The sequence below is a fragment of the Dolichospermum sp. FACHB-1091 genome (assembly GCF_014697585.1).
Taxonomy (GTDB): Bacteria; Cyanobacteriota; Cyanobacteriia; order Cyanobacteriales; family Nostocaceae; genus Dolichospermum.
In genome coordinates this window covers 190,138-215,679 of sequence record NZ_JACJSB010000004.1, presented here as the reverse complement: position 1 = coordinate 215,679, position 25,542 = coordinate 190,138, and the positions used below count along the sequence as shown (strand labels likewise).

At 37.2% G+C, this 25,542-nt stretch carries 19 protein-coding genes and 1 pseudogene; 11 read left to right on the top strand and 9 right to left on the bottom strand.

The window, feature by feature from the left end; genetic code table 11:
- Nucleotides 1-27: 27 nt before the first annotated feature.
- Both H6G25_RS04350 and dcm read left to right on the top strand, forming a co-directional pair.
- Complete coding sequence (locus tag H6G25_RS04350) at nucleotides 28-2,016, top strand: SUMF1/EgtB/PvdO family nonheme iron enzyme (protein ID WP_190391406.1); 1,989 nt, start codon at nucleotides 28-30, stop codon at nucleotides 2,014-2,016.
- Between the two features lie 484 nt (nucleotides 2,017-2,500).
- Nucleotides 2,501-3,820 (top strand): DNA (cytosine-5-)-methyltransferase, encoded by a 1,320-nt coding sequence (gene dcm, locus H6G25_RS04345; protein WP_190391405.1) that lies wholly within the window; start codon nucleotides 2,501-2,503, stop codon nucleotides 3,818-3,820.
- A gap of 3 nt (nucleotides 3,821-3,823) precedes the next feature.
- Here the strand turns inward: dcm and H6G25_RS04340 are convergent, their stop codons facing one another.
- A complete protein-coding gene (locus tag H6G25_RS04340; RefSeq protein ID WP_190391404.1) occupies nucleotides 3,824-4,114 on the bottom strand; it encodes an NgoBV family restriction endonuclease in 291 nt (96 codons plus the stop codon).
- 1,109 nt (nucleotides 4,115-5,223) lie between these two features.
- On the opposite strand from H6G25_RS04340, the gene H6G25_RS04335 reads away from it, so the two are divergent.
- On the top strand, nucleotides 5,224-7,023 hold the full coding sequence (locus H6G25_RS04335; RefSeq protein WP_190391403.1) for an aspartate kinase: 1,800 nt from the start codon (nucleotides 5,224-5,226) through the stop codon (nucleotides 7,021-7,023).
- 190 nt (nucleotides 7,024-7,213) lie between these two features.
- On the opposite strand, the gene H6G25_RS04330 is transcribed toward H6G25_RS04335, so the two are convergent.
- Nucleotides 7,214-8,632: a glycosyltransferase family 2 protein gene (locus H6G25_RS04330; RefSeq protein ID WP_190391402.1), complete on the bottom strand. Its 1,419-nt coding sequence runs from the start codon at nucleotides 8,630-8,632 to the stop codon at nucleotides 7,214-7,216.
- A gap of 639 nt (nucleotides 8,633-9,271) precedes the next feature.
- The gene (cimA, locus tag H6G25_RS04325; RefSeq protein WP_190391401.1) at nucleotides 9,272-10,903 is read right to left on the bottom strand and encodes a citramalate synthase; all 1,632 of its coding nucleotides are present in this window, start codon (nucleotides 10,901-10,903) and stop codon (nucleotides 9,272-9,274) included.
- Between the two features lie 373 nt (nucleotides 10,904-11,276).
- On the opposite strand from cimA, the pseudogene H6G25_RS21030 reads away from it, so the two are divergent.
- The 3 genes and pseudogenes from H6G25_RS21030 to thiO form a co-directional block, all read left to right on the top strand.
- Nucleotides 11,277-11,511, top strand: a pseudogene (locus H6G25_RS21030) ((2Fe-2S)-binding protein); the annotation flags it as partial.
- A gap of 16 nt (nucleotides 11,512-11,527) precedes the next feature.
- The gene (locus H6G25_RS04320) at nucleotides 11,528-11,980 is read left to right on the top strand and encodes a hypothetical protein (protein WP_190391400.1); all 453 of its coding nucleotides are present in this window, start codon (nucleotides 11,528-11,530) and stop codon (nucleotides 11,978-11,980) included.
- Between the two features lie 321 nt (nucleotides 11,981-12,301).
- Nucleotides 12,302-14,302 carry a glycine oxidase ThiO gene (gene thiO, locus H6G25_RS04315; protein ID WP_190391399.1) on the top strand — a complete coding sequence of 667 codons (2,001 nt, stop codon included), beginning with the start codon at nucleotides 12,302-12,304 and terminating at the stop codon, nucleotides 14,300-14,302.
- Nucleotides 14,303-14,503: 201 nt separating this feature from the next.
- Here thiO and H6G25_RS04310 read toward each other — a convergent pair whose 3' ends face one another.
- From H6G25_RS04310 to H6G25_RS04285, 6 genes are all read right to left on the bottom strand, one after another.
- Nucleotides 14,504-14,932, bottom strand: a complete 429-nt coding sequence (locus tag H6G25_RS04310) for a type II toxin-antitoxin system VapC family toxin (RefSeq protein WP_190391398.1) — start codon at nucleotides 14,930-14,932, stop codon at nucleotides 14,504-14,506.
- Nucleotides 14,929-15,183: a DUF2281 domain-containing protein gene (locus H6G25_RS04305; RefSeq protein WP_190391397.1), complete on the bottom strand. Its 255-nt coding sequence runs from the start codon at nucleotides 15,181-15,183 to the stop codon at nucleotides 14,929-14,931. The genes H6G25_RS04310 and H6G25_RS04305 overlap by 4 nt, the downstream gene beginning before the upstream one ends.
- 161 nt (nucleotides 15,184-15,344) lie before the next feature.
- Entirely contained in the window at nucleotides 15,345-15,683 is a 339-nt protein-coding gene (locus H6G25_RS04300; RefSeq protein WP_190391396.1) for a hypothetical protein, read from the bottom strand.
- A gap of 138 nt (nucleotides 15,684-15,821) precedes the next feature.
- Nucleotides 15,822-19,322 (bottom strand): N-6 DNA methylase, encoded by a 3,501-nt coding sequence (locus H6G25_RS04295; RefSeq protein WP_190391395.1) that lies wholly within the window; start codon nucleotides 19,320-19,322, stop codon nucleotides 15,822-15,824.
- Between the two features lie 110 nt (nucleotides 19,323-19,432).
- Nucleotides 19,433-19,801 (bottom strand): aspartyl protease, encoded by a 369-nt coding sequence (locus H6G25_RS04290; RefSeq protein ID WP_190391394.1) that lies wholly within the window; start codon nucleotides 19,799-19,801, stop codon nucleotides 19,433-19,435.
- A complete protein-coding gene (locus H6G25_RS04285; RefSeq protein WP_190391393.1) occupies nucleotides 19,798-20,115 on the bottom strand; it encodes a hypothetical protein in 318 nt (105 codons plus the stop codon). Before H6G25_RS04285 ends, H6G25_RS04290 begins: the two co-directional genes overlap by 4 nt.
- A gap of 23 nt (nucleotides 20,116-20,138) precedes the next feature.
- Here H6G25_RS04285 and H6G25_RS21475 point away from each other — a divergent pair, with 23 nt between their 5' ends.
- From H6G25_RS21475 to H6G25_RS04260, 5 genes are all read left to right on the top strand, one after another.
- Entirely contained in the window at nucleotides 20,139-20,282 is a 144-nt protein-coding gene (locus H6G25_RS21475; RefSeq protein WP_190391427.1) for a hypothetical protein, read from the top strand.
- Nucleotides 20,283-20,579: 297 nt separating this feature from the next.
- Nucleotides 20,580-20,759 (top strand): ssl1498 family light-harvesting-like protein, encoded by a 180-nt coding sequence (locus H6G25_RS04275; protein ID WP_190391392.1) that lies wholly within the window; start codon nucleotides 20,580-20,582, stop codon nucleotides 20,757-20,759.
- A gap of 383 nt (nucleotides 20,760-21,142) precedes the next feature.
- Entirely contained in the window at nucleotides 21,143-21,409 is a 267-nt protein-coding gene (locus H6G25_RS04270) for a hypothetical protein (protein WP_190391391.1), read from the top strand.
- A 15-nt stretch (nucleotides 21,410-21,424) separates the two neighbouring features.
- Nucleotides 21,425-23,590, top strand: coding sequence for a tetratricopeptide repeat protein (locus H6G25_RS04265; protein ID WP_190391390.1), 2,166 nt, complete (start codon nucleotides 21,425-21,427; stop codon nucleotides 23,588-23,590).
- Nucleotides 23,591-23,610: 20 nt separating this feature from the next.
- Nucleotides 23,611-25,467 (top strand): ABC transporter ATP-binding protein, encoded by a 1,857-nt coding sequence (locus H6G25_RS04260; RefSeq protein WP_190391389.1) that lies wholly within the window; start codon nucleotides 23,611-23,613, stop codon nucleotides 25,465-25,467.
- Nucleotides 25,468-25,542 lie beyond the last annotated feature (75 nt).

The following is a 25,542-nucleotide window of genomic DNA, read 5'->3' as shown; positions in this document are numbered from 1 at the left end:
AGGTTATACGGTCATCTATCACAGATTATGATTTGCTGCTTAAACCCGGATTGTTCCCAGCCTATCAACCCTGATCATAATAAGTTCTGTCAATCTTGCAGAACCCCATTGATACCATTATTAATCAATCGCTTTCAAGTATTGCGTGTGCTTTCTAATGAGGGTGGTTTTAGGAGAACCTATTTAGCGGAAGATAGCCAAAAGTTAAATGAACCCTGTGTAATCAAGCAACTTGCACTTAAACAGTCAGGAACTTACGCTTTAAAAAAAGCCACAGAGTTATTTATTGAAGAAGCTAAACGCTTACAAGATTTAGGAGAACACCAGCAAATACCAACACTGTTTGCTTATTTTGAAGATAATGGGTTTCTCTATTTGGTACAACAGTTTATTAAAGGGGATAATTTATTAGATGAATTAGAACAAAAGGGGAAATATAACGAAATTCAAATTAGAGAATTATTACTAGATTTATTACCACTTTTAAAGTTTATTCATGAGCGCCAGGTTATTCATCGAGATATTAAACCACAGAATATCATGCGCCGAGCAATTGATGGTAAATTGGTATTAATTGATTTTGGAGCATCAAAACAATTAACTATCACAGTTCACACCCAAATAGGAACACAAATTGGTTCTTATGGATATAGTCCACTGGAACAAATACAAGGTGGTGAAGCTTATCCAGCCAGTGATTTATTCGCTTTAGGTGCAACTTGTTTTCATTTATTAACAGGGGTTAATCCTTTTAATTTATGGACAATAAATGGTTTGAGTTGGGTGAATAATTGGCGAGAAAATTCACCCGTTTCTGTTAGTCAGGATTTGGGGAAAGTTTTAGATAAGTTGTTGAAAATTGAGATTCAAGAACGGTATCAATCTGCGGATCAAGTCATCAAAGATATACAAATTCCTCCTATAGTTTATCTACCTCCAGGGGGAAATCAAATTTATCAAAATCAAATTTCGGGAAATTCTCCAACTACAATCAATCGTCGCGGTTTTATCTATGGAGGATTATTTTTAGGTGGTGTAACTGTTGCATTTATAGGACAAAGTTTATTTTCTGGGAAGCAAAATCAAACTTTAATTCCCGAAAATACAATCACTCCTGAAAATACACCAACTCCTGAAAATACAATAACTCCAATAACTCCTGGAAATACACCAACTCCTATTATAAATAACCTTAAAACATTCAAATTTGAAGTGGTCAGCACTAACGCAACCGGAAACATCATTAACCGACGGAATGAAAGTGCAACATACTTTACAGAAGATTTAGGAAATGGTGTGACATTGGAAATGGTGGAAATCCCAGGGGGAACATTTATCATGGGTTCACCGGAAAACGAAGCAGAAAGGTATTCAAACGAAGGTCCCCAACATCAAGTTACTGTTCCTGCTTTCTTCATGGCAAAATATGAATTGACACAGGCACAATATCAAGCTATCATGGGTAGTAACCCTTCTCAATTCAAAGGCAATAATCGCCCAGTGGAAAGAGTCAGTTGGAATGATGCAGTTACTTTTTGTCAAAGGTTAAGCCAGAAGACAGGAAAAAACTACAGATTACCCAGTGAAGCCGAATGGGAGTATGCTTGTAGAGCCGGAACTACCACACCGTTTTATTTTGGTGAAAGTATTACTGCTGATTTGGTAAACTATAATGGTAATTCCACTTATGGTTCTGCACCAAAAGGACAGAATCGTCAACAAACCACAGATGTAGGTTCTTTTCCCCCTAATGCTTTTGGTTTGTATGATATGCACGGTAATGTATGGGAGTGGTGTTTGGATGATTATATAGATAATTATAGTGATGCACCTAAAGACGGCAGTGCCTTGACAGGACGAAGCAGTTATAATATGTTGCGAGGCGGGTCTTGGTTCTTCCTTCCTCGTTTCTGCCGTTCTGCGTCTCGCCACGTCTTCCCTTGGGACGTGCGCGACTACGTCATACTCGGCAGCCAGTTTGGTTTTCGTGTTGTCTGCGTTGTTGGGAGGACTTAGTAGCCGTTTACACTCTTGCTCTTTTCCCTTCTTTGATCGCATCACAGCGATAAATTTTTTTTATAAAAGTTAGAGTAGGGTATGTTGTATGATAATAACAGAGTTTTTCGGTCATGTCAAGTTTTATTTTGTCAGAATCAGGATATCCAGGATTTGAGGATTTTCAGGATATTGTTGATAAATTTCTGGTTTTCCTTTTTTAAAAAATTGCAGTTGTTAATTTAGTATAACTTAAGTAGTGTAGACTGTTGCAAAGCGATCGCTCAATTTTGTCATTATTGCGTGGTTAATATTTCATATATACCATTTTTACCCCTGCTGATATATTTATACAATGATGTATTCATGTATATATAAATAATTCAAAAAACATTTAATTTAAGTTATTGATGTTTTGTAAAACTCATGATTAATTACTAATAATGACTATTCAAACAATAGATTTTATGGTAAAATGTGAATTGTTGATTGCAATAAAATTTTTATGTTACCTATTAAATTTGTTGATTTATTTGCAGGAATTGGGGCAATAAGATTAGGTTTAGAACAAGCTTGTCAATCTTTAGGATTTAAAAGTGAATGTGTTTTAACATCCGAAATAAAAACTTCAGCAATTCAAGTTTATCAAGAGAATTTTCAACAAGATAAAATATGGGGTGATATTACTACAATTTCAACTCAACAAATACCTGATTTTGATATTTTATTAGCTGGTTTTCCCTGTCAACCTTTTAGTAGTGCAGGAACAAGACAAGGATTTTTAGATACTAGAGGAACGCTGTTTTTTGAAATCGAACGAATTTTAAAAGATAAATCACCGTTTGGTTTTTTATTGGAAAATGTGGAGGGTTTAGTACAACATGATGATGGGAGAACATTAACAACTATTGTTAATAAATTAGAACAATTAGGTTATCAGGTAAAATATGATGTTTTAAATGCTAAAGATTTTGGTGTTCCTCAAGATAGAAAAAGAGTTTATATAGCAGGAACTAAAACAAATGCTATTTCTCTGAATTTCTCTAAAAATGCTAAACCCAGATTATTAGATATTTTAGAAACAGGTTGTTCAACTTTACAAACTAATTTTGCCAAAAAATTATTACAACAATATTCTATTGAAGAACTTTATGGAAAATCAATTAAAGATAAAAGAGGAGGAGAAGATAATATTCATAGTTGGGATTTAGAATTAAAAGGAAATGTGAGTTTAGTACAAAGGGAATTATTGAATTTATTGCTAAAACAAAGAAGAAGAAAAATATGGTCTGCAAAAAAAGGGATTCACTGGATGGATGGAATACCATTAACGGTAGATGAAATTGCTACTTTTTATCCCCATCCTAAATTAGCAGAAATGTTAGATGATTTAGCAAATAAAGGTTACTTAAAATATGAACATCCTAAAGATATTCAGGAAGTAATAAATAAAGATGGTAACAAGGTTAAAAAAAGAGAATATAGATTTGATTTACCCAAAGGATATAATATAGTGGTGGGTAAACTGAGTTTTCCTATCAATAAAATTCTCGATCCTCATGATATTGCACCCACTTTAGTAGCTACAGATATGCAGAAATTAGCAGTAGTTGATGGGGATGGTTTAAGATGTTTAACAATTAGAGAAGGATTAAGATTATTTGGTTTTCCTGAAGATTATCAAATTAATTTACCTATTACTAAAGCATTTGACTTATTAGGAAATACTGTAGTAGTTCCTATTGTAAGAGAAATTGCAGAAAGAATAGTTATACAAAAAATGTTATCAGTTCCTAAAAAAGAATATGTTTTAACTTTTCTGTGAAACTTATAATTCTTCTCCTGTGTGTAAAAGATAATTATCTTTAGTAATATTTGAATTTTCATCAACCAAAAAAGCAGGGAACTCTTGAGTATTTTGTTTCGTCTTGAAATTAATCTTTTTTTGTCTCATCCATTCAGCAAACCATTCTTCAAATATATATCCTACAGCACTTTTTTCATTGATTTCTACAGATATATTGAAAAAATTAACAATAATTTCTCCTTCTTGTTTTGTAATTTCATCCTTAATTAATAAATTGTAAATTTGAGTAGCGATAGGATGATATTGAATCATAAGTGTTTTTTTGATCCTGTTTATGGATATTTAGTTTAATGATAACAGACTTTTTAGGGTGATGTAAAGGTTTATTTTGTCAGAATCAGGATTTACAGGATTTGAGGATTTACAGGATGTTATTGATAAATTGCTGGTTTTCCTTTGCGTCTACCCTGCAAGATTCCTAAGAGGATGTTTTAAAAGTATAGGGCGAATATATAGGAATCCTATTTGATTTTTGATAGCTTGGGTGGCGTAGCCATACAAGACTCAGTAGGTATCAATGCTGTCTTTCCTGTTCCCTGTTCCCTGACCACACAAGTAAATTCACAGAATCAAACCGGATTCCTATAATATGGCTTCGCCACGCCCAAGGAGAACGCTACTATACAAACTAAGTCCATCTGCGTGGGCTAAGGTCAAATTAAGGTTTTTTAACTCAGGTAGGTGGGTTTTCTCTGTGTACCTGCGTAGCGCAACGGGTAAGCAAGCTATGGGTAGCGTGCTGGAAGCATCTTTCTAATCGCCGGGTTAGGTCTTTAGAAACATCTGGTACAATGGTTTTTGCTGAAGGTTCTATTCCATAGTTCTAATTCCTGCCCAGGAATAGGTAGAATCTTCTTATGGACTAGATATCTAGTCCTAAGCTGACAATTTGCTAGACAAAGCTATATTTCTGTGGACAAAAATCAATATAAAAAATCAAGATATTTTAGTTAAAAAAATCAACTACTTGATATATAATCCTAAGATATCAAGTATCAAGTATTAAATTAAGACTATTGCTGACGCAAAAACCAAGCAATAATAGTGGTAGTCTTTTTCAAAACTTTTACAAAAGAAAGATGGCTGCGCCGTTGAAGACAGCTAAATGCGTTGGGCTACAGCGTGTAAGTCTACGGAGGGATAACCTCCCAAAAACTCCTGTTGAGGTAGAAAGTAAAGTCTAGCTTTGTCTAGGTTTTATATAACAGAACCACCTCGCTTACTAGATACCGCAAGGGGTCTAATTTGAGTGGACTCGTTCAACCAAGAATCACTGTATCTAAAGGTTCAGTGAATGTCAATTTTTTTTAATCTTTCCCTAGCTTACTCACTTAGGATAAATAGATCGAATATTTAAAATTATGGCGCTCATAGTTCAGAAATACGGGGGTACATCTGTTGGTTCAGTCGAACGTATTCAAGCGGTTGCGACTAGAGTTGAAAAAACTGTCAAAGCTGGAAATTCTGTAGTAGTAGTAGTTTCAGCCATGGGGAAAACTACCGATGGATTAGTTAAACTAGCTCATGATATCTCTAAAACCCCTAATCGTCGGGAAATGGATATGCTACTCTCTACAGGAGAGCAAGTTACTATTGCCTTATTGAGTATGGCATTACAGGAAATTGGACAACCAGCAATTTCCATGACTGGCGCTCAGGTAGGCATTGTTACTGAAGCTGAACATTCCCGCGCTCGCATTTTACATATTGAAACAGAACGCTTAATGCGGCAGATTAATGACGGTAAAGTTGTTGTGGTTGCTGGATTTCAAGGGATTAGCAACACAGAAGAATTAGAAATTACTACTTTGGGGCGTGGTGGTTCTGATACTTCCGCAGTTGCTTTAGCCGCAGCCATTGGCGCAGATTTCTGTGAAATTTATACAGATGTACCAGGTATTTTAACTACAGATCCCCGCATTGTCCCCCAAGCCCAATTATTGACAGAAATCAGCAGTGATGAAATGCTGGAATTGGCAAGTTTAGGGGCGAAAGTATTACATCCCAGGGCTGTGGAAATTGCCCGTAATTATGGCGTTCCCTTGGTGGTACGTTCAAGTTGGACAGATCAACCGGGAACGTGGGTAACAACCCCTCCAAGACGAAATCGGGCGTTAATTAACTTAGAATTAGCTCGCCCTGTAGACGCTATAGAATTTGATATGCAACAGGCTAAGGTGGCTTTATTGCGCGTTCCTGACCAACCTGGGGTAGCAGCCCGGTTATTTGGCGAAATTTCTCAGCAAAATGTGGATGTGGATTTGATTATTCAATCTATTCATGAAGGTAATAGTAACGACATTGCTTTTACAGTAAATACATCAATATTAAAACGAGCGGAAGCGGTATCATCGGCTATAGCTCCGGCATTGAGAAACAATCCCAGTTCCAATGAAGCAGAGGTTTTAGTAGAAAAAGATACTGCAAAAATTAGTATTGTCGGCGCGGGGATGATTGGTAGACCAGGGGTAGCAGCGCAAATGTTTAAAACTTTGGCGGCCGCTGGTGTGAATATTCAGATGATTTCTACCAGTGAGGTCAAGGTGAGTTGTGTAGTTGATGCTGTAGATTGCGATCGCGCTATAGTTGCTTTGTGTGATACATTTGAGATCAATTCTTCCTGTACTTCCCTGGCCTATCCAAGTCCTCAAGCCCCCGCTGTGCGTGGTGTCGCTTTAGACAGGAATCAAGCCCGGATTGCTATTCGTCAATTACCAGACCGTCCGGGTATGGCCGCTAAATTGTTCGGATTTTTGGCAGAATATAACATCAGTGTGGATATGATTATTCAATCCCAACGTTGTCGGGTGGTAGACGGTGTTCCCCGTCGGGATATCGCGTTTACTGTGGCTAAAATAGATGCAGAAATCGCTCAAGAAAAACTTACACAAGTCGCAGCGGAATATGATTGGGGTGAGGTAATATTAGATAGTGCGATCGCTAAAGTTAGTATCGTTGGTTCTGGTATGGTAGGACAACCAGGAATTGCAGCGAAAATGTTTACAGCTTTAGCGCAAAATCAAATCAACATTCAAATGATTGCTACCTCAGAAATTAAAATTAGTTGTGTTGTAGGTATTGATGAAGGTGTGAAAGCTTTACAAGTTATTCACGCGGCTTTTGATTTAGCTGGGAGTGAAAATTTTGTAGTTCCCGCTTGAAGATAATCAGCTTGTCTAACTATTTTAACCAAGAATCCCCGTGTCCTGAGACCGGGGAGTATTAACCTGATAGCGAATCCTAGTCTAATAAAGTACAAAATTATCTGCGTTTATCCGCGTTTATCTGCGTTTAATTCTGAGTTCTTGTACCTAACTTCCATACTTCCATGGGAATTGCTATATTACCTAATTACAAAATTGATTTTTCCACACCTTTATGAACAGTTTTTACCCATTTTAAACGTTTTGGTCGGAACGACATTCGCGCTGTGGTGCTACTCATAACTACTAACCAATGCAACATATATAAACTGCCGCGAAGGGTTTGTAAAAGTAACACTAAATATGTAGACGGTTTTAGCTGTTCTGATAGCCTTGGGGTAGCCTTATAGACCTGCTTTAAACCCGCAAACATACCTATAACTGACATCCCTAGAGATAACCCACTTACAGAACTTAACATAGGTGGACGATGACGAGCGATCGCCATTAATATATCTGGTATTGCCGCCGTTGGCAAGATATACATTGTCACCATAAAGATCAACAAATCCCAGGTTTTCTTTGTCCCCATGCGGTTTTTGAGGATCAGATCCCAGTAGTCTAAATAACGTTGATAACCACCTTCCGCCCAGCGGTTACGTTGATGCCAAAGGGCTGTAGCATTGGTAACACCTTCTTCCTCCACTGGGGGATGAAAAACACATTCAATATCCCACTTATCTAAATGTAAGCGGATAGTTAAATCCAGATCATCGGTGATAGTTTCCTCATTCCAACCACCGCAACTTGCTAGGGCTTGACGACGGACAAATTGACCATTACCTCGGAGTTCACCAATACCACCAATAGCAGTCCGCTGTTCTTGAAACCAGATATCCAACAACATTTCCGCCATTTGTCCCTTAGTCCAGAAATTTTCTGGAGCATTGGCGATCGCTTTACGTATTTGTACAGCCCCTACTCTGTCTTTTTCAAACAAAGGAACTACCTGAAATAGTAAATCTGGTGTAACTTGGGCATCAGCATCAAATACAGCAATAATGTCTCCCTTTATCAGTGGTAATACCTGATTTAATGCTCCAGATTTTCCGCCACTAGCTTGGGGAGAACGCCTAAATACATTCAGTTGTTGATATTCTTGCTGGAGTTCTGCTAATAATTGGGGTGTATTATCTGTACTATTATCATCAATAATCCAGACTTCATATTCACCATTACCGTATTCCAAATTACAGAGATTCTTAACTAATCTGCCAATTACTGCTTCTTCATTTTTAGCAGCCACTAACACAGACACAAAAGGCAAATCTGCCTCTATTTTTGGGGAATGGTCGCGGGGTTTGGTAAAAATAATCCCCAAGGCATGAATTCCCAGTATTGTTGTCAGTCCCAGGATCAATATCGAACCCCAAGAAACTAAATGTAGGGTAATAGTCCCACTCCAGACTATAGTTAAAACTAGAGCAGCTTTGCCACGACGGCCTTTAAATCGTTTTGGTTGTAGGTATTCTGATTCTTTATTTTCTGAGAGGTCAGGTAAGATCAGGTCAAGGGGATCAGAGTTTCCGTGATCAGTATTGTTTTCAGGCCAGGAATTTGCTGGCATAGGTTATATAATTAAAAAGGGCTATTTTATGTATGTAGCCTTAAATTACAGACCGATTCTGTAACAGATTACTAGCTACCTAATTAATATAGTTCTAAAGAGTCCCAAAGGGAATAGATAGAGCATAATTCCTCTTCTCGTCTCCCCCTCTCCCTCACTCCCCCTCATCGAGTGAAAGCGGCTATTAAATTAATTCCACATAATTATACATATCCCGGACTTCTTCAATAAGTTCGGGATACATAGCGATTATAACTAAAACGACAATACCTCCCTTTTCTCTACCTCTGCGTCCTCTGTGTCCTAGTAGGTTCGTTCCAAAAAAATCCGTTCACAACCCACCGAGGAATGCTACAGCACTACAAGAGTGTTATGAGGTACATATCTAGCGGGCAAGATGCCCGCACTACAAGAGTTTCATGATTCAACTTTATACCTCATCAGAGCGGAAAACGCTGTAAGTAGGTGAACGGAAAAACCGACACAAGTAACGAAAAGTAAAGTTGCCCAAAACCTGTAACCTGTCCCCTGTTCCCTATTCCCTGTTCCCTGTTCCCTGTTCCCTGTTCCCTGTTCCCTATTCCCTTGTCATAACGACAATTTTTAACGCCAACCTACTTATATTTACCTATTTACGGCTCAACTTTCACAAGAGTTTTCTGCTTGGAAATGTAATAATAAACCATATTCCAAACCTTCAACTACTGCTTGATAAGAGGCGGCCAAGATATTCTTAGAAACGGCAACAGTTGTCCAGCGTTGTTGAATATTGCGAGATTCAACTAAGACACGAGTTTTTGCCGCAGTTCCGGTATTTCCATTCAAAATTCTAACTTTATAATCTGTTAACTCAAAGGTGGCAATTTGCGGATAAAAGTTCACCAAAGCCTTACGCAAAGCCGCATCCAAAGCCGCTACAGGTCCAGTACCTTCCGCAGCTTCCAGAATATTTTCACCATTGACAGTGACCTTAATAGTTGCTAAAGAATGAGTTGTTTCTTTGCCCTGAATCAAATCACAATGGACTTGAAAACCATTGATTTCAAAAAATTGTTGACGCAGACCTAAAACATCATACATCAACAGGGCAAAACTCGCCTCCGCTGCCTCAAATTGATAGCCGACACTTTCCAATTCTTTCATCCTCTGGAGAATTTGTCTAGCCTGGGGATGATCCTTGTCTAACTCAATACCAAAAGTCCGGGCTTTAGCCAAAACATTACTGAGTCCAGACTGTTCGGAAATGACAATGCGGCGTGTATTTCCGACTTGTTCTGGTTGAATATGTTCATAGGTTAAAGGGTTGCGTTCTACTGCTGATACATGAATACCGCCTTTATGGGCAAAAGCGGAACGTCCTACAAAAGGTGCGTGTTCATCAGGAGCGAGATTGACAACTTCACTGACAAAACGACTAGCCGCTGTCAGTTGATGTAGCTGGTGTTGGGAGATACAACTATAACCCAGCTTTAGCTGTAAATTAGGAATCAGAGAACACAGATTAGCATTACCACAGCGTTCTCCATAACCGTTGATTGTCCCTTGTACCATTGTTGCACCCGCCATAACTGCTGCTAGAGCATTAGCTACCGCCATTTCTGAATCATTATGAGTATGTATTCCTATTTGCGGAATTGTTGACCATTCACCATTGGCCATTGACAAATGACAATTAACATCCTGAACAATTTGTGTAACTTCATGAGGTAAAGTCCCACCATTGGTATCGCATAAAACCAACCATTCCGCACCTGCGGTCATAGCAGTTGTCAAAGTTTGTAAAGCATAATCAGGATTTTGCTTATAACCATCAAACCAATGTTCAGCATCGTAAATTACCCGTCGTCCTTGAGAACACAGATACTCAATCGTGTCACCAATCATGGCTAAATTTTCTTCTAGACTGGTCTTGAGTCCGGCTGTAACGTGCAAATCCCAGGATTTACCGAAAATAGTCACCCAGCGAGTACCTGCCGCCAAAATCGCTTGCAGCATGGGTTCATCTGGGGGTTTGGTATGAGGACGACGGGTAGAGCAAAAGGGAACAACTTCTGCCTGTTTGAGGGGATTTTGCTGAAGTTGCCAGAAAAACTGGACATCTTTAGGATTTGCGCCCGGCCAACCACCTTCAATAAACGGAATCCCTAATTGATCCAGTCGGTGAGCAATGCGTAACTTATCTTCTATGGACACTGAGAGTCCTTCCCGTTGGGTCCCGTCCCGGAGAGTAGTGTCATAGAGCCAAAGTTGATTTGAGGGAGTTTTGGTCATAAAAATTGTTGAACCTTTGATTCAACACTGACACCTGAGAGATAACTTGGCTGCACGCGAATAAACAACAAAAAGCTGTTTTGGTAGTTTCATCAGGCCATACAAAAATGCTAACAATTGCTCTGAGGAAGTGTAGCGAAGCTTCATATTTTCTTCCTACTTCCAGTCTCAAAGCTTCGCCACTATCCCCTTGGGGGTTTAACCCATTTTACCCATGCAGGAAACCCTCAAACCATTCGGTACTTATTCTTCCTCTGCCAAACCTTTAGCAAAAACCATAACCGGTTCTGTCTGCTGTATCGAAGGTTGTTAAGAATTTAATTCTAGGCTGTTTTCATTCTCAAGACCAGCAAAGGAAATGATCCCCAAAATCCTGTTAAATATGAGGAAAGGAATTGGCACTTATGGTACTTGTGCGGTTAAGGTAGAAGGCAAAGTGTCCGCAGTAAATTGGTCTGAGCATTCTTCTGCGTTCCCTTCTTCCCCATTCTCCCACAGGTAATTTGGGTTTGGCTTGTCAAACTCAGGTTTTAGGTGCTATTAAAGTGACTAAATTTTACGGTTTTTGGGGTCAAGGTTCTCAAATAGTTTGGATACCAAAAGGTTAAAAAGGAGACAAACAAGATGGGTAGATGGACACCCTTGATTTTGATGGCTGGCGGCGTAGCAATTTTGCTAGGTACGCTACTGGGAATTAACTTCCCTATGGGCGGACAACAAAGTGCTAATGTGCCAACAGGACGCAGAGCATCCAGTGTTCTCCCAGCTAATATTAATGTTAATAGTGCCGCTGGTGGTAATGATAGGGAAAATAATTCTAGTAATGAGTCAGAAACGATTAAAAGCAATGATTCTAACAGTGAAAGCCGCCGCACTAATGTAGCTCAAGGTAATGTTTCTACTGGAAATTCAGGTAATTCTTCTAACACTACAGAAGAAACAAGCGCTAGTGACCAAAGTTCTGATTCTACCAGGGAAACGGCGAGTACAGATAGTGACATGACTACACCACGCGGGCTATCAAATTCCAGTAGTAATGTTAATCAAGACAAACAACCAATTCGAGCTTTGTGGTAACTAGAGATAAGTTAAGTTAAAAATCAACGGTCAACGGTCAACGGTCAAAATTAAATAACTCATGACCAATGACCAAAAATCTGGGATACAAGCCCCGTCCTTTTAGGACGGCTTTATGTTAAAATTTGGTCATAGTCGCCTTATGGCATTGGGAGACTTTAAACGGACATGGAGGGACGATAAGACCACTTGTGGCGTGTTCCGGTGAAGTGTCAAGTGTTTCCCCGCACCTTCAGGTCGGTGAGTATGTCAACAAATTCTACTCCCTTTGTTAGCCTTTATGAGTTATTAGTTATTTACTAGACTAATGACTAATGACTAATGACTAATGATGTTTTAATTATTGGTGGTGGTATTATCGGGTTGGCTTGCGGTCTTGAACTGAAATTACGGGGTGCTAATGTAACTGTACTTTCACGTGATTTTACTGCTGCCGCCAGCCACGCCGCCGCCGGAATGTTAGCTCCTGAAGCAGAAAATATTACTCATGAGCCGATGTTGTCTTTGTGTCGGCGATCGCGCAATTTATACTTAAATTGGACGGAAAAATTAGCAGAATTAACTGGAGAAAAGGATGTAAATAATACAGGTTATTGGCCTTGTGGTATCCTCGCACCAGTTTATCAACAACCACAAAATACAGGGGATAGAAACGCCCACTGGTTGAATAAAGATACTATTAACCAATATCAACCAGGTTTGGGTCAGGATGTGGTCGGTGGTTGGTGGTATCCTGAAGATGGACAAGTTGATAACCGGGCTTTAATTAAAGTTCTACGGACTGCGGCGGAGTCTGAGGGTATTATATTTCAAGACGGAGTTACCGTAGAAGCTATTTCTCAACAACAGGGAAAAGTGATTGGTGTCCAAACTAATATAGGTTTATTTCGGGCTGACCATTATCTTTTAACCGCTGGTGCTTGGGTAAATCAATTATTACCTTTAGCAGTGCGTCCCCGCAAAGGACAAATGTTGAGTTTACGAGTCCCAGATTGTCTCAATGAATTACCCTTAACTAGAGTATTATTTGGAGAAGGTATTTATATTGTCCCCCGACGCAATCGTTCTATCATTATTGGTGCAACTAATGAAGATGTGGGATTTACTGCTGATAATACCCCGGTCGGGATTCAAAGTTTACTACAATCAGCTATTCGCTTGTATCCCCAATTAGAAAATTATCCTCTTCAAGAACTTTGGTGGGGATTTCGTCCAGCTACCTCCGATGAATTACCTATTTTGGGTGCTAGTCATTGTCCTAATTTAACTTTGGCTACTGGTCATTACCGCAATGGAATTTTACTCGCACCAGTGACAGCGACATTAATTGCTGATTTGATTTGCGAACAAAAAACAGATCCTCTTTTACCTAATTTCCACTATTCCCGTTTTTCTGCTGTGTCATCTACTACTACATCAATGCTCGTTAATTCTACTGTCACTAATACTAATATTAATAGTGTAAACAAGCTCCAAAATAAATCATTTTGTGACATAGCTACGCCGAGACTATCAGATCTAAATATTCAAGATTCACCATTAATTATTGCCGGTAAAAGCTTTAGTTCTCGGTTAATGACCGGAACTGGTAAATATCGCAGTATCCAGGAAATGCAGCAAAGTGTCGAAAACAGTGGTTGTCAAATTGTAACGGTGGCCGTGCGACGGGTACAAACTAATGCACCGGGACATGAAGGTTTAGCAGAGGCGCTAGATTGGAGTAAGATTTGGATGTTACCTAATACTGCTGGCTGTCAAACTGCGGAGGAAGCCATTCGGGTGGCACGCTTGGGACGAGAAATGGCGAAATTATTGGGACAAGAAGATAATAATTTTGTCAAGTTAGAAGTTATACCTGATCCTAAATATTTACTTCCAGATCCCATAGGTACTTTACAAGCGGCAGAACAATTGGTAAAAGAAGGTTTTGCTGTATTGCCTTATATTAATGCTGATCCTATGTTAGCAAAGCGGTTAGAAGAGGTTGGCTGTGCCACTGTGATGCCTTTAGCTGCGCCCATTGGTTCTGGACAAGGGCTGAAAACTACCGCCAATATTCGGATTATTATTGAAAATGCTAAAATACCAGTGGTGGTAGATGCGGGTATTGGTGCGCCTTCACAAGCCGCTGAGGCGATGGAATTGGGTGCAGATGCGTTATTAATTAATAGTGCGATCGCTTTGGCTGAAAATGCCCCAGCCATGGCTTATGCGATGAATTTAGCAACTGTGGCGGGTCGCATAGCTTACTTGTCCGGTAGAATGCCCATTAAAGAGTATGCTAGTGCGAGTTCACCTGTAACGGGAACGATTACTGGTTAGTTTTGTTGTACTTAGATCCCCGGCTTCTTCCAGAAGTCGGAATCGCTGTCTAATTTCAATGGTAAATATTGTCTCCTTCTATCATACAGCAAGTAGCTTTGAGTGAGGTACACCTTGTGCGGGCAAGATGCCCGCACCACAAGAGTTTTATTATTAATATCTGTACTTCATAAACGGATAACTGCTGTAATTTACCTCAATTTAATCAACTGTAATAAACCAATTCTCAATTATCAGATCCTCAAAATCCTGAAAATCTGCCATATTGTTTGTTACTAAAATCAAGTCATTGCAGAACGCAATACTCGCAATTTGTCCATCAATAAAAGCAGGTATTTTACCAATTTTTGATAATCTAGCTCTTTCCTGTGCGTGCCATTTTGCAGCTTTGAGATCATAATTAAACACAGGCATTTTAGCAGGTATTTCCTCGATATAATCTTCTAAAAAACGTCTTCTTCCAGATTCAGGAGGTAAACGTAAACAGCCAAATAATAATTCATGAATAACTACTGAAGCTGTAGCTACTTCACCTTGATACTGATTCATTTTATCAACAACTAATTTATTGGGGATTTTTTTATTAATTTCCGAAATAATATTAGTGTCTAAAAGAAAACGAAAAGTCACAGTTCTACCTCTCGTCCTGGACTACGATCTCTAAGATTGGCAAAATCATCATCTGTAAATTCTATACCTTCTCTTTCCATCCGTTCCCGAAATCGTAAGGTCATTTCCCAGAAATTTTCACCGTCAGGATTAAAAGTTGGTTTATTTGGTGGTAATTTATGTTTGAGAAATTGAATAAAATCTAAAACTTCTTGTTGTTTATCGGTTGGCAACTCTCGCAGGTTTTCTAAAACTGCTTGTTCAATGGTCATAGTTTCACCTCTACTACTAGGCTATAATTCTATTATAAATGACATCAGCATTAATTTTTATTTTCTCCTCCATTGTTGAGATCAATTCCTAATATTGCAAATTGTTGATTTATCCAATCTGTAGAGGAAAATCAATTTATTCATATAAATTCAGCTTAATCTTAAAAAGGATTATCATCAATTTCTTGTTTTTGCCGCAAATATTCCCAAGTTTCCGTTTGTTCTTCTTGTTCTCCTTCTTCTAACCACTCTTTGGTTAATTCTTTGAGTAATTGATGTTGTTGATTTAAAATTTGTTGTTGTGCGTCTATTTCTAGCTGAGAATGGTTAAAAATCTCAGGTTTAAAAGTAACACTTTCTCGAAATACTCGCATTATTTGTAGGAGATTTGGCCAATATTCTTTAGGTGTTGCTTGAATTTCTCGTAAAATTTCTATGAGATTATTTTCTTTGGTAGTGTTACTTAATTCTGGTTTATTGATTAAATCGGATTGAGACATAATTATTTATTCCTCATAATGTTGATAAAGCGTAATTAGTCATGGGAATCCTATCTTTATATTATGACAAAATTTGCCGTGATAGTAAGCTGTTAAATTGATCAGGGAAAATATATATAAATATTATACAACAGGAAATTAACTAATGATGCTTTTGAGATCAATTCCTAAATTTTCCAATTGTTGATTTATCCAATTTGTAGCTGTTGCTTCATCGGTTTCAATGGCTTTTTCTACTCCTATTTTAGCAATTTCTAGGAGTTGTTTGGATTGTTCCTTTTTTGTAAAAGACATCTGGATTTTACGAGAAATGTTCTCTTGAATTGCAAAATCTATAACTGGAACTAAAATATTTTCTATTTGAGAAACTCGCCAATGTTGAATAATCGAACCACCAGAATCTCTTTCTGCTTGTAATCCAACAATAATAGAATTTAATACTAAAGTCAAATAATCAGGCAGTATAAAAGTTTGTTTTTTGATTTTCAAATGTAAAATTGCTCCTGATGTAATAACTTCTAAATCATTATCAACTTTATAAGCTATTCCAATACTTCCATCTTTACTTAATAAAATTGTATCTTTTTTAGGTGTTAAAGATTCGATATTTCCTATTAAATCGTGACTAATATGTATTTCAGTAGAAGTAATTCCAAATTTTGATAAATTAGAAACTCTAATAAAAGGTATACCATCTTCTTGATAAGCATCTGAACCAGGTTCAATAGATTTTGTAATACTAACAATATCCTTTAATAATTCAATTTTGCAATTATCCAACCTTCTTAATAAATCCTCATATTTTGGCTGATAATACTCAGAATCAAGTCTCCCAAAAGACAAAAAAGACTCTTTAAAACTCTTAACAGCAATAGTCTCTTTAGTAGGCTGCCAATCTTTCAAATTGAGTTCGGACAAAAGTAAATTCTCAGCTTGTTGGTAAATTTCAATTGCATTATCTTTAATTTTTGATACATATCTAATAATTTGCTCTATCTTATTTTGAAATTCTAGTTTTGGTTTAGCAATTAGGATATCATTTAATTCTACTAATTTTATTTCAGGACGAGTTGCTTTAATTCCTCTTCTTCTAAGCTGAAGATAACCATAGTTTGAATTGAAAAAAGTAGATAAATAGTAGGAGTTAACCTTGCTTTCATCTACTTTAATTTTACCAACATGAGCGCTTGTATTAGCAACTGGAAAATTATCTGGAATTACAGCACTTCTTCCAAAATAAACACCCGTTTTGGTCAATACAACATCTCTTGGTTTTAATTCTGATCTTTGAAGAGATTGATGCAATTCAGGAGATATAAATCTATAAATATTTTCATCAATATATCCTTCTTTAACAGATTCACTTAAAATATAATAGATACCTTCATCTTGATACTGAGTAGCACTGTGATCGCCATCTGTAATTAGTAAGCTACATTTACCAAGAGTATCTAGATCCATCTTGCTGCTTCTAATTGTATGAACAGCATCAACATATTGTTTCTGATAAAACTCAGCGCCTATTGTTATCAAGTTCTCAAGTTCTGAGAATTTCAAAGATACAGCTTCTAGCCCATCCATCAATTTTTGATACTTCACAGCATTAAAGGGCGCAACAGATGGGCTTAACTTAAAAAAACTGAGATTCTCCTTTTTCGCAAACTCAATAAACGCCTCAGCAATACCATCTTGTGTCTTTCCTTCATGATTAAATAAATCATGATCAATAATCAAATGACCATGATCATCTAACAAAAATTCACCCGAACCATCAGAATTTTTAACATAAATTTTCTCACCCGAATTATCCTTACCTGATTTTTGCATTGTCGCAAAAAAGATATTGTAATCATCCTGGCGAGGACATAACGCGCCTACATTTGGATCATCATTCCATTTTTGCACCAACAACACCGAAGTTTTAGTACCTGTATGGGGTTTAAAAGTATTTCCATGTAACCCAACTACCGCCAAAATTCGGCAACGTTCCGCAATAAAATCACGGATATTTTTATCAGAAGAATTATTAAAACGTCCTTGAGGTAAAACAATGGCCATTCTTCCCCCAGGCTTCAAAAAATCCAGATTGCGTTCAATAAATAAAATATCTCTTCCTACCTTAGTTTCCCATTTACCATTAGCCTTTTTTGCTAAATCATAATGATTAATAATGCGAGTTTCTTTAATATCTCCAGCAAAAGGTGGATTGGCCATCAACACATCAAACTGAAATTCTCGATAGTCCTTACTACCTTTTGGTCGTTGCCTTTTTAAACGTTTGAATCCACTATTATAAATATCATCCCATTCTTCCTGTCCTGTTACCTCATCCCACATTTCATAATCTAGAGTATTCAAATGCAAAACATTTGTTTCACCATCTCCAGCAATCAAATTTAAAGTCCGCGCTACCCTTACCGCTTTTTCATCAAAGTCAATTGCAAATACTTGTTCTTGCACATATTCTCTACATCGTGGTGGCTTCTCTTCCAGTGAAAACAAATGACTTGCTGATAAACCTTCATCCTCCAAAATTTGCCGCCACACATGAAAAATTGTATGCACTGGAAACCCGGACGAACCAGCGGCCGTATCAATCATGTATTCATCGTATTGAGGATTAAGCATCTTCACACACATATCAATCACATAACGAGGTGTGAAAAATTGTCCTTTTTCTCCCTTACTACTTTTATTAATTAAATATTCAAAAGCCTCATCAACAACATCCAAATTAGAATTAAACAACTTCACATTTTCTAAAGAAGATATACATATTGATAAATGAGAAGGAGAAAGGCTTATTTTCGCATCTTCACTAAATACACCTTCCCATTTTTTCTTAGACCTATCAAATAAATCTTGAATTTTAGTTTTGAGTGCAGCTTCTGTTTGTCCTGTGTTACGAAACTCCATTAAACGAGTTGTGCGGCGATTTCCTTGACCAGAATACCACTCATCATACAGTTTAGTAAAAATTAGTTTAAATAGTTCCTCAAAGACATCTACCCCAGCATTTGCGAGTACCTCATCTTCCATTTCTTCGATTAAGGCTTTGAGAGATTTATTCTGTTTTACTAATTTATCATTAACAACTAAATCTTCTAAAGTAAACTTAATTTGCAGAATATCAGCTAGAGTTTGACTAGCATTAGGTAAACCAGAAATTTCTTCAAAATAGTTAGGATCTTTTCGCTGGTAATAAGAAATTTGATCGCCATTTGTCCAAATAGCAATAGGCGCACCTGTAGCGTGACAATAAGATCGTAATTGTTCTTTACCGTCTTTGAGTTTCGGCTTTTTCACCTCCACCAGCATATAGACTGTATTTAACCGATCTTTGTCCATGACGACAATATCAGCCCGTTTCACTTCACGTCCAAAATTCACCCCATACTCTACTTGAATCCGATTAAGGGGATAGTAAAACCGTTCTGTTAATACCCGCAAATATAGTTGTCGGATTGCTTCCTCTGGTGTGAGTTTAATTTCTTTTTTACGGACTAAACAAACTGTGTAGGGTGTTTCGCCACTTTTGCTAGATTTGAGAATAATTGACTTTTCTAGCTGTGCAATTTCTTCAGCAGTAAATTGAGAGAGTTTGTAATTTGAATCTTTGAGAATGTCGGCTAATTTCATAAATTAAATACTAAGGTTTTGAGATTGCTTTGCTCCATTTCATTACCCGCGCAATGACAGTTTTTGAATCTTATGTTTTTTTGGAACATTCTTAATAAGAAATTGTTTAATTAAATCAAATTTAAATTTACCCTATCCTCACCATAATTAGCAACTAAAACAAACGACTTCAACCATCGAGAACCCAGTAAAATTTCCTGTATTTCATCTCCAGCAAATACAGGAATTTCCCACTCTTGACCATCTACTATTACCCTACCATGATAAACATCAAAATCAGTTTCTCCTTGAGCAGTTCTTAATTTATTTTGTCTTAAAAAAGGCCAATCAAGACTTTGTACATCTTGTTTATTCATGGCTAAATATTCAGTAAATCCCGTGTCTAACATTGTTTCTACAGGAAAACTGAAATTATCTCCATCAATTAAATCAATTTCCAAATAAATTTGACCTTTATCTCCAAATCTACCCTCAATCATATTCTGCCACTAACTCCCGTTTCATTAATGCCATAAATATGATGAATGACATGAGGATACTTTTCTCTGGCCATTTTACTAGCTACCTCTTGATCCTGATCAATAAAATAATCCCCGCTATCAGGTTCAATAGCAATATACCAACCATAGTATTTATCGAGTATTTCCGGTTTTAACCGCTCAAAAATTACCCAACAACGATCAGAAAAAGCCTGTCTTCTGGCTTTTTCCTGAGCTTTTTGTTCTTGGGTCCACTGAATTTCGGGAAATACTCGACCACGACGGACAACCCTTTGCGGTGTAGATTCTGTCATGATTAATCACCTGATTAAAGTGTATTGTCTATTTTAACCTAAAAAACGACTATATTAATAGTGCGATCGCTTTGGCTGAAAATGCTCCAGCCATGGCTTATGCGATGAATTTAACAACTAAGGCGGGTTTCATAGCTTATTTATCGAGTAGAATACCCATTAAATAGTATGCTAGTGCGAGTTCACCTGTAACGGAGACTATTGCTGGGTAGTAATATTGTGGTGCAAGCATCTTACCCGCTTTTTCCTTTTTCTATCTAGAGTTTGCTGATTTCTCTACCTCTGCGTCCTCTGCGTCCTCTGTGGTTCGTTCAAAAAAATCCATTCACAACCCACTGAGGATTGCTATATAAGTAAAAAGTCAGAAATTCTAAATCATGTAACTATTTATCTATTGTTATGTTATGAGAGTAATGTAAGATTTATATAGCATTAAGCAAAAGAAGATAACAAGGAATAACTTTATGCCCTATACAACAGAAGAAGGTGGCCGTCTTAATAACTTTCCCAAAGAACCCAAGGTTATACTAGCTGAACCTCCAACTAACGCTCAAAAGCGTAATTACATTATTTTAGGAATTGCAGCAGCCCTTTTGATTGGGGGGGTAATTTTTGTTGCTTTCGCTGTTTCCAATGTCAGTTGATTGCACAATTTTTCTCAAAAATTTGGGTTTAAGACCCCTCAGTGGGTATGTAAGAAATTTTAAATTTTCCTAATTTCAGGTTCTTAGTTTCCTATTACTTACGCAAGTGTGACACCAAAAATCTATTCTAGAGTGCATCAGATATCAAAAATCCGTTTATTTGCCAGATTTCTGCGGTAGTCATACACCTTACCAATGTGCCAGTTGCGTAAGTCTTGTTTCACAAAGAGCCTGATTTTTTGTTATTATGGCAAAATAGCAGTGTAATTATGGTTTGCTAATAGCTTGCGTGGCCTAGCCATAAAAGTTATCTGCAAGGACAGGGAAGGGGAAAGAGTTTAGGTGATCTGTTAGCATCATAGGACCCAAAAACCTGGAACTTTTTGGAACGAAAAAAGGATAAAATAAAAGCCTTATCTGCCATTCCTTTTAGATCTCAACAGCAAGTCCTAATTATATTTTTTAAATCTGATATAGCCGGAAAAACTGGATCAATCCTGAAAAATAAAACATCTAAGCCAGAAACCCCAAAATTAAAGCAGGAAATCAGTGTCATTTGCATATTTCATTCCTTAAACATTACCATACCAGGGGTTAGCCACAAAAAGAAACTTGGTGCCATTGGCAAAAATCAACACCGTCAGATATGAATTTATTCAGTCAGGATGTATACAGAAAAAAAGGACAAAAGCCAAATACATACAAGCGTGAATGAACCTATACACACAAGAAACATTAAGAATCAGCAAGTCTATCAACGTCTAAAGCTTGCCCTTAGTCTAGGTTTACGTAGACAAATTCTATTTGCTATATGTGATGATTTAAAGTTAAGAAATCGGATAGCAGCCCGTCTACACTCGATCCTAGCTTATCCACTCAAAAATACCGTATATCAGCAAGAAAATGGCGAAGAGTTTAGCGCACAAGCTTATCCAAGATTAGTTACTTGCAGATTAAATGTAAGCGATCCCAATCCCATAGCGCAAATAAATCAATGGTTAATTAATTATCCGCCTCCTATTATTGGGGGATCAAAAAATAATTCTGGCCGCCCCTTACCAACCCCAGGATTTCAAATTGTGGGGGTAGAAATGCTGACTAAAGAACCAATAGCAATACAACGGTTATTTTTGAATTATCTGAAACTAAGTGAGGTATATCTATCTAGTCAGGAATCAAGTCGTTTTTTAGAATCCAGTCTGTTATTTTGGGTTTCCCGTCCTTGGTTATTTGCAATTCAGCAATCAGCACCCAACTTTTGGCATTGTCGAACGGGTGTATTTGTATTCGCGGGAGAACCTACACCAACGGTAGATAATAGAGTTTATTCAGAATCTTTTGCAGATTCTAGCAGTTTAGATCGGGAAGATATAGAGGAGTTTTTTGTTAATGAAGCGGCAATTTCTCAAACATTTAAACAAACGGATAAACCTAATTTACCTTTAAATGCAAACGAATATTTACTAACACAAATACCAGAAAAATATCCTGTTAAATTTCCTCAAATAACTGATTACCAAAGCTTGGCTTCTTTATCTCATATTAACCAGGAATTACAAGAATTAGTTCAAGGATTATTAGGTAATGATGATGGCGGACAAAATCAAGAAATATTATTATTATGGGAAATTGAGCAATTACACATTCAGAATGCAACCGGAGAAGAGTTAGCTATTGCTTATCATAATTTTGGTGATTTGTATCGGTTGCGGATTGAGGAAGGACAACAAAAGCTAGAAAACTTAATGGTAGCAATTATCGCTTATCAGCAAGCGATTAGCTATGATGAAAGTTCTCCACAAGTTCCAGATATTTTGAATGATTTGGGAACACTTTATTGGATGTTGCACTGCATCCGTGATGATCCAGAAGAAGCAAAAATCTATATTCAGCAAGGTATAGATTTTTATAAATTAGCACTTAAGCTAATTAGAGGTGATACTCAACCAGAAACTTATGCCTGTATCCAAAATAACTTAGGAGCGGCTTATGGTGATTTGGCCAGGTTTTCTGAACCATTGGAAAACTGGAATTTAGCAGTTATTGCTTACCATGAAACACTTCGTTACCGACAGGAGGAAATAGAACCTTTAAAATATGCTGCTTGTCAAAATAACTTAGGTACGGCTTACTGGAACTTGGGGCAGTATAATCAGCCTGTAGAACATATCAAAAAAGCGATCGCTGCTTATAAATTAGCAGTTGTTCACTATAACCCGACAGATGAACCCCTAAAATATGGGATGATTCAAAATAACATTGGTACAGCTTATTGGAATCTTTCTCAATATGAACAACCAAGGGAAAATCTCCAATTAGCGATTCAGGTTTACACTGAAGCACTAAAATATAGAACATCAAAAAATGCTCCCCAAGCCTATGCTGCTACTCAAAATAATCTCGGTATGGCTTATTGGCATCTAGCAAATCAGGATCAAACAACAAAGGAAGATCAACAACAATTTATTAACTTATGTATTAAGTCTTATGAAGAAGCTGTGAATATTGCTCAATCATTAACTAATATAAATTTAAGTTTTGATTTATGTTTGACACATAATAATTTAGGAATAGCTCATTATTATTTAGTTACAAATGTGTATTTTGATCAAGACAAAAAAATACTTTCTCAACATTTAGAAGCTGCTTTAGAAAATTATTTACAAGCCCTAAATGGATTTAGTAAACAAACAGAAACCTATCAAAAAACAATTAACCACATTATTAAAACAATTCGTACTTTCCATAATGAGCTAGGCATTCAAGGACAAAATTTAGCTTTGTCTAAACTTCCAGGATATTTATTATCCAATATTTTAGAGAAATTGTAAATTGTTTGGTAATTGATAATATGAAAGAAATAGTGCTAGAGGTTCGTAATCTACAAGTTGAATTTATCAGTGATAACAGGACAGTTAAAGCCGTAGATGGTATTAGCTTTCAGTTACATCAGGGTGAAACTCTAGGAATAGTGGGAGAATCGGGAAGTGGAAAGTCAGTGACAGCTTTAGCAATTATGGGTTTATTGCCATATCCTGGTAAAGCTAGTGGGGGGGAAATTTGGTTTTCTCCAACCAATGGCCAACCACTGGATTTATTAGCTTTACCACCTCAAGAAATGCAGCTTTATCGAGGTGGTGATATTGCTATGATTTTTCAAGAACCAATGAGTTCTTTAAATCCAGTTTATAGTATTGGGTTTCAATTGCAAGAGGCAATTATGCGTCATCAAAATGTGAATGCAGTTCAAGCCAAAGCAATTGCGATCGCTGGCTTACAAGAGGTTAAACTCTTACCTAGTGATGACCAAATTCAACAAGAGTATCTTAATTATGATCTGTCTGTACTGGACAGTTTTAAATTAGCACAATTTGTAAAGCAACATAAGGAAGCAATGCTAGATCGCTACCCTCATCAATTATCAGGGGGACAGCTACAACGGGTTATGATTGCTATGGCAATTTCTTGTAATCCTTCTGTGTTAGTCGCGGATGAACCAACTACAGCTTTAGATGTGACTGTACAAGCGACCATTTTGGAATTGTTGTCTGAATTACAAAAAAGTCGCAATATGGCTATGATTTTTATTAGTCATGACTTGGGATTAATTTCCGAAATTACTGACCAAGTAGCGGTAATGTATCAAGGTAAAATAGTCGAATATGGCGCGGCTGCACAAATTTTTAATCACCCCCAACATCCTTATACTAAAGGACTTGTAGCTTGTCGTCCCAGCCTTAACCATCGTCCCCGCAAACTCCTAACTGTTTCTGACTACATGAGTGTAGTCGAAAATGATTTGGGAGAAGTCATAATTAAGGCTAAAGAACCAGTTAAACCAGCGGAAATTACCAAGAAAGAATTTCAGGAAAGACTGGCAAATATTAGTGCCAAACAACCGCTATTAACCGTGCGGAACTTAGAGGTAGGTTTCCCTGTGCGGGGAGTGTTTGGAGAAACAAAACGCTACCATAAGGCTGTAAATGGGGTTTCCTTTGATGTTTTTCCCGGAGAAACCTTGGGATTGGTGGGAGAATCGGGTTGTGGTAAAACTACTTTGGGTAGAACCTTGCTGCGACTAATCGAACCCATGAGCGGTAAAATATTCTTTGATGGACAAGATATTACCCACTCAACTGGGAAAACTTTGCAGCACTTACGACGGGAAATGCAAATTATTTTCCAAAATCCTTTTAGTTCCCTCAACCCCCGGATAAAAATTGGGGAAGCGATTATAGAACCTCTGTTAATTCATGGTGTGGGTAAGTCAAAACAACAGCAACAAGCTAGGGTAGTGGAACTTTTGGAAAGGGTGGGTTTAAGTGCGGATGATATGAGAAAATATCCTCATCAATTTTCTGGTGGTCAACGTCAACGGGTTTGTATTGCCCGCGCTTTAGCTTTAAATCCTAAGTTTATTATTTGTGATGAATCAGTTTCAGCTTTAGATGTTTCCGTACAAGCGCAGGTTTTAAACTTATTGAAAGAATTACAAGCAGATTTTCAACTCACTTATATCTTTATTTCCCATGATTTAAGTGTAGTGAAATTTTTGAGCGATCGCATTTTAGTCATGAATCAAGGGAAAATTGTAGAATCAGGTACATCTGAAAGTATTTACCTTGAACCAAAAGAAGAATACACGCAAAAATTAATTGCTGCAATTCCTACAGGTAGTCCTGCACGGGTGAGAAATCGCCACAATTAAATGGAACAATTAAATAGAAATTATAGAAATTTCTAGACAATAGCTTTTTATTACCAGATTTATCTATAATACGGT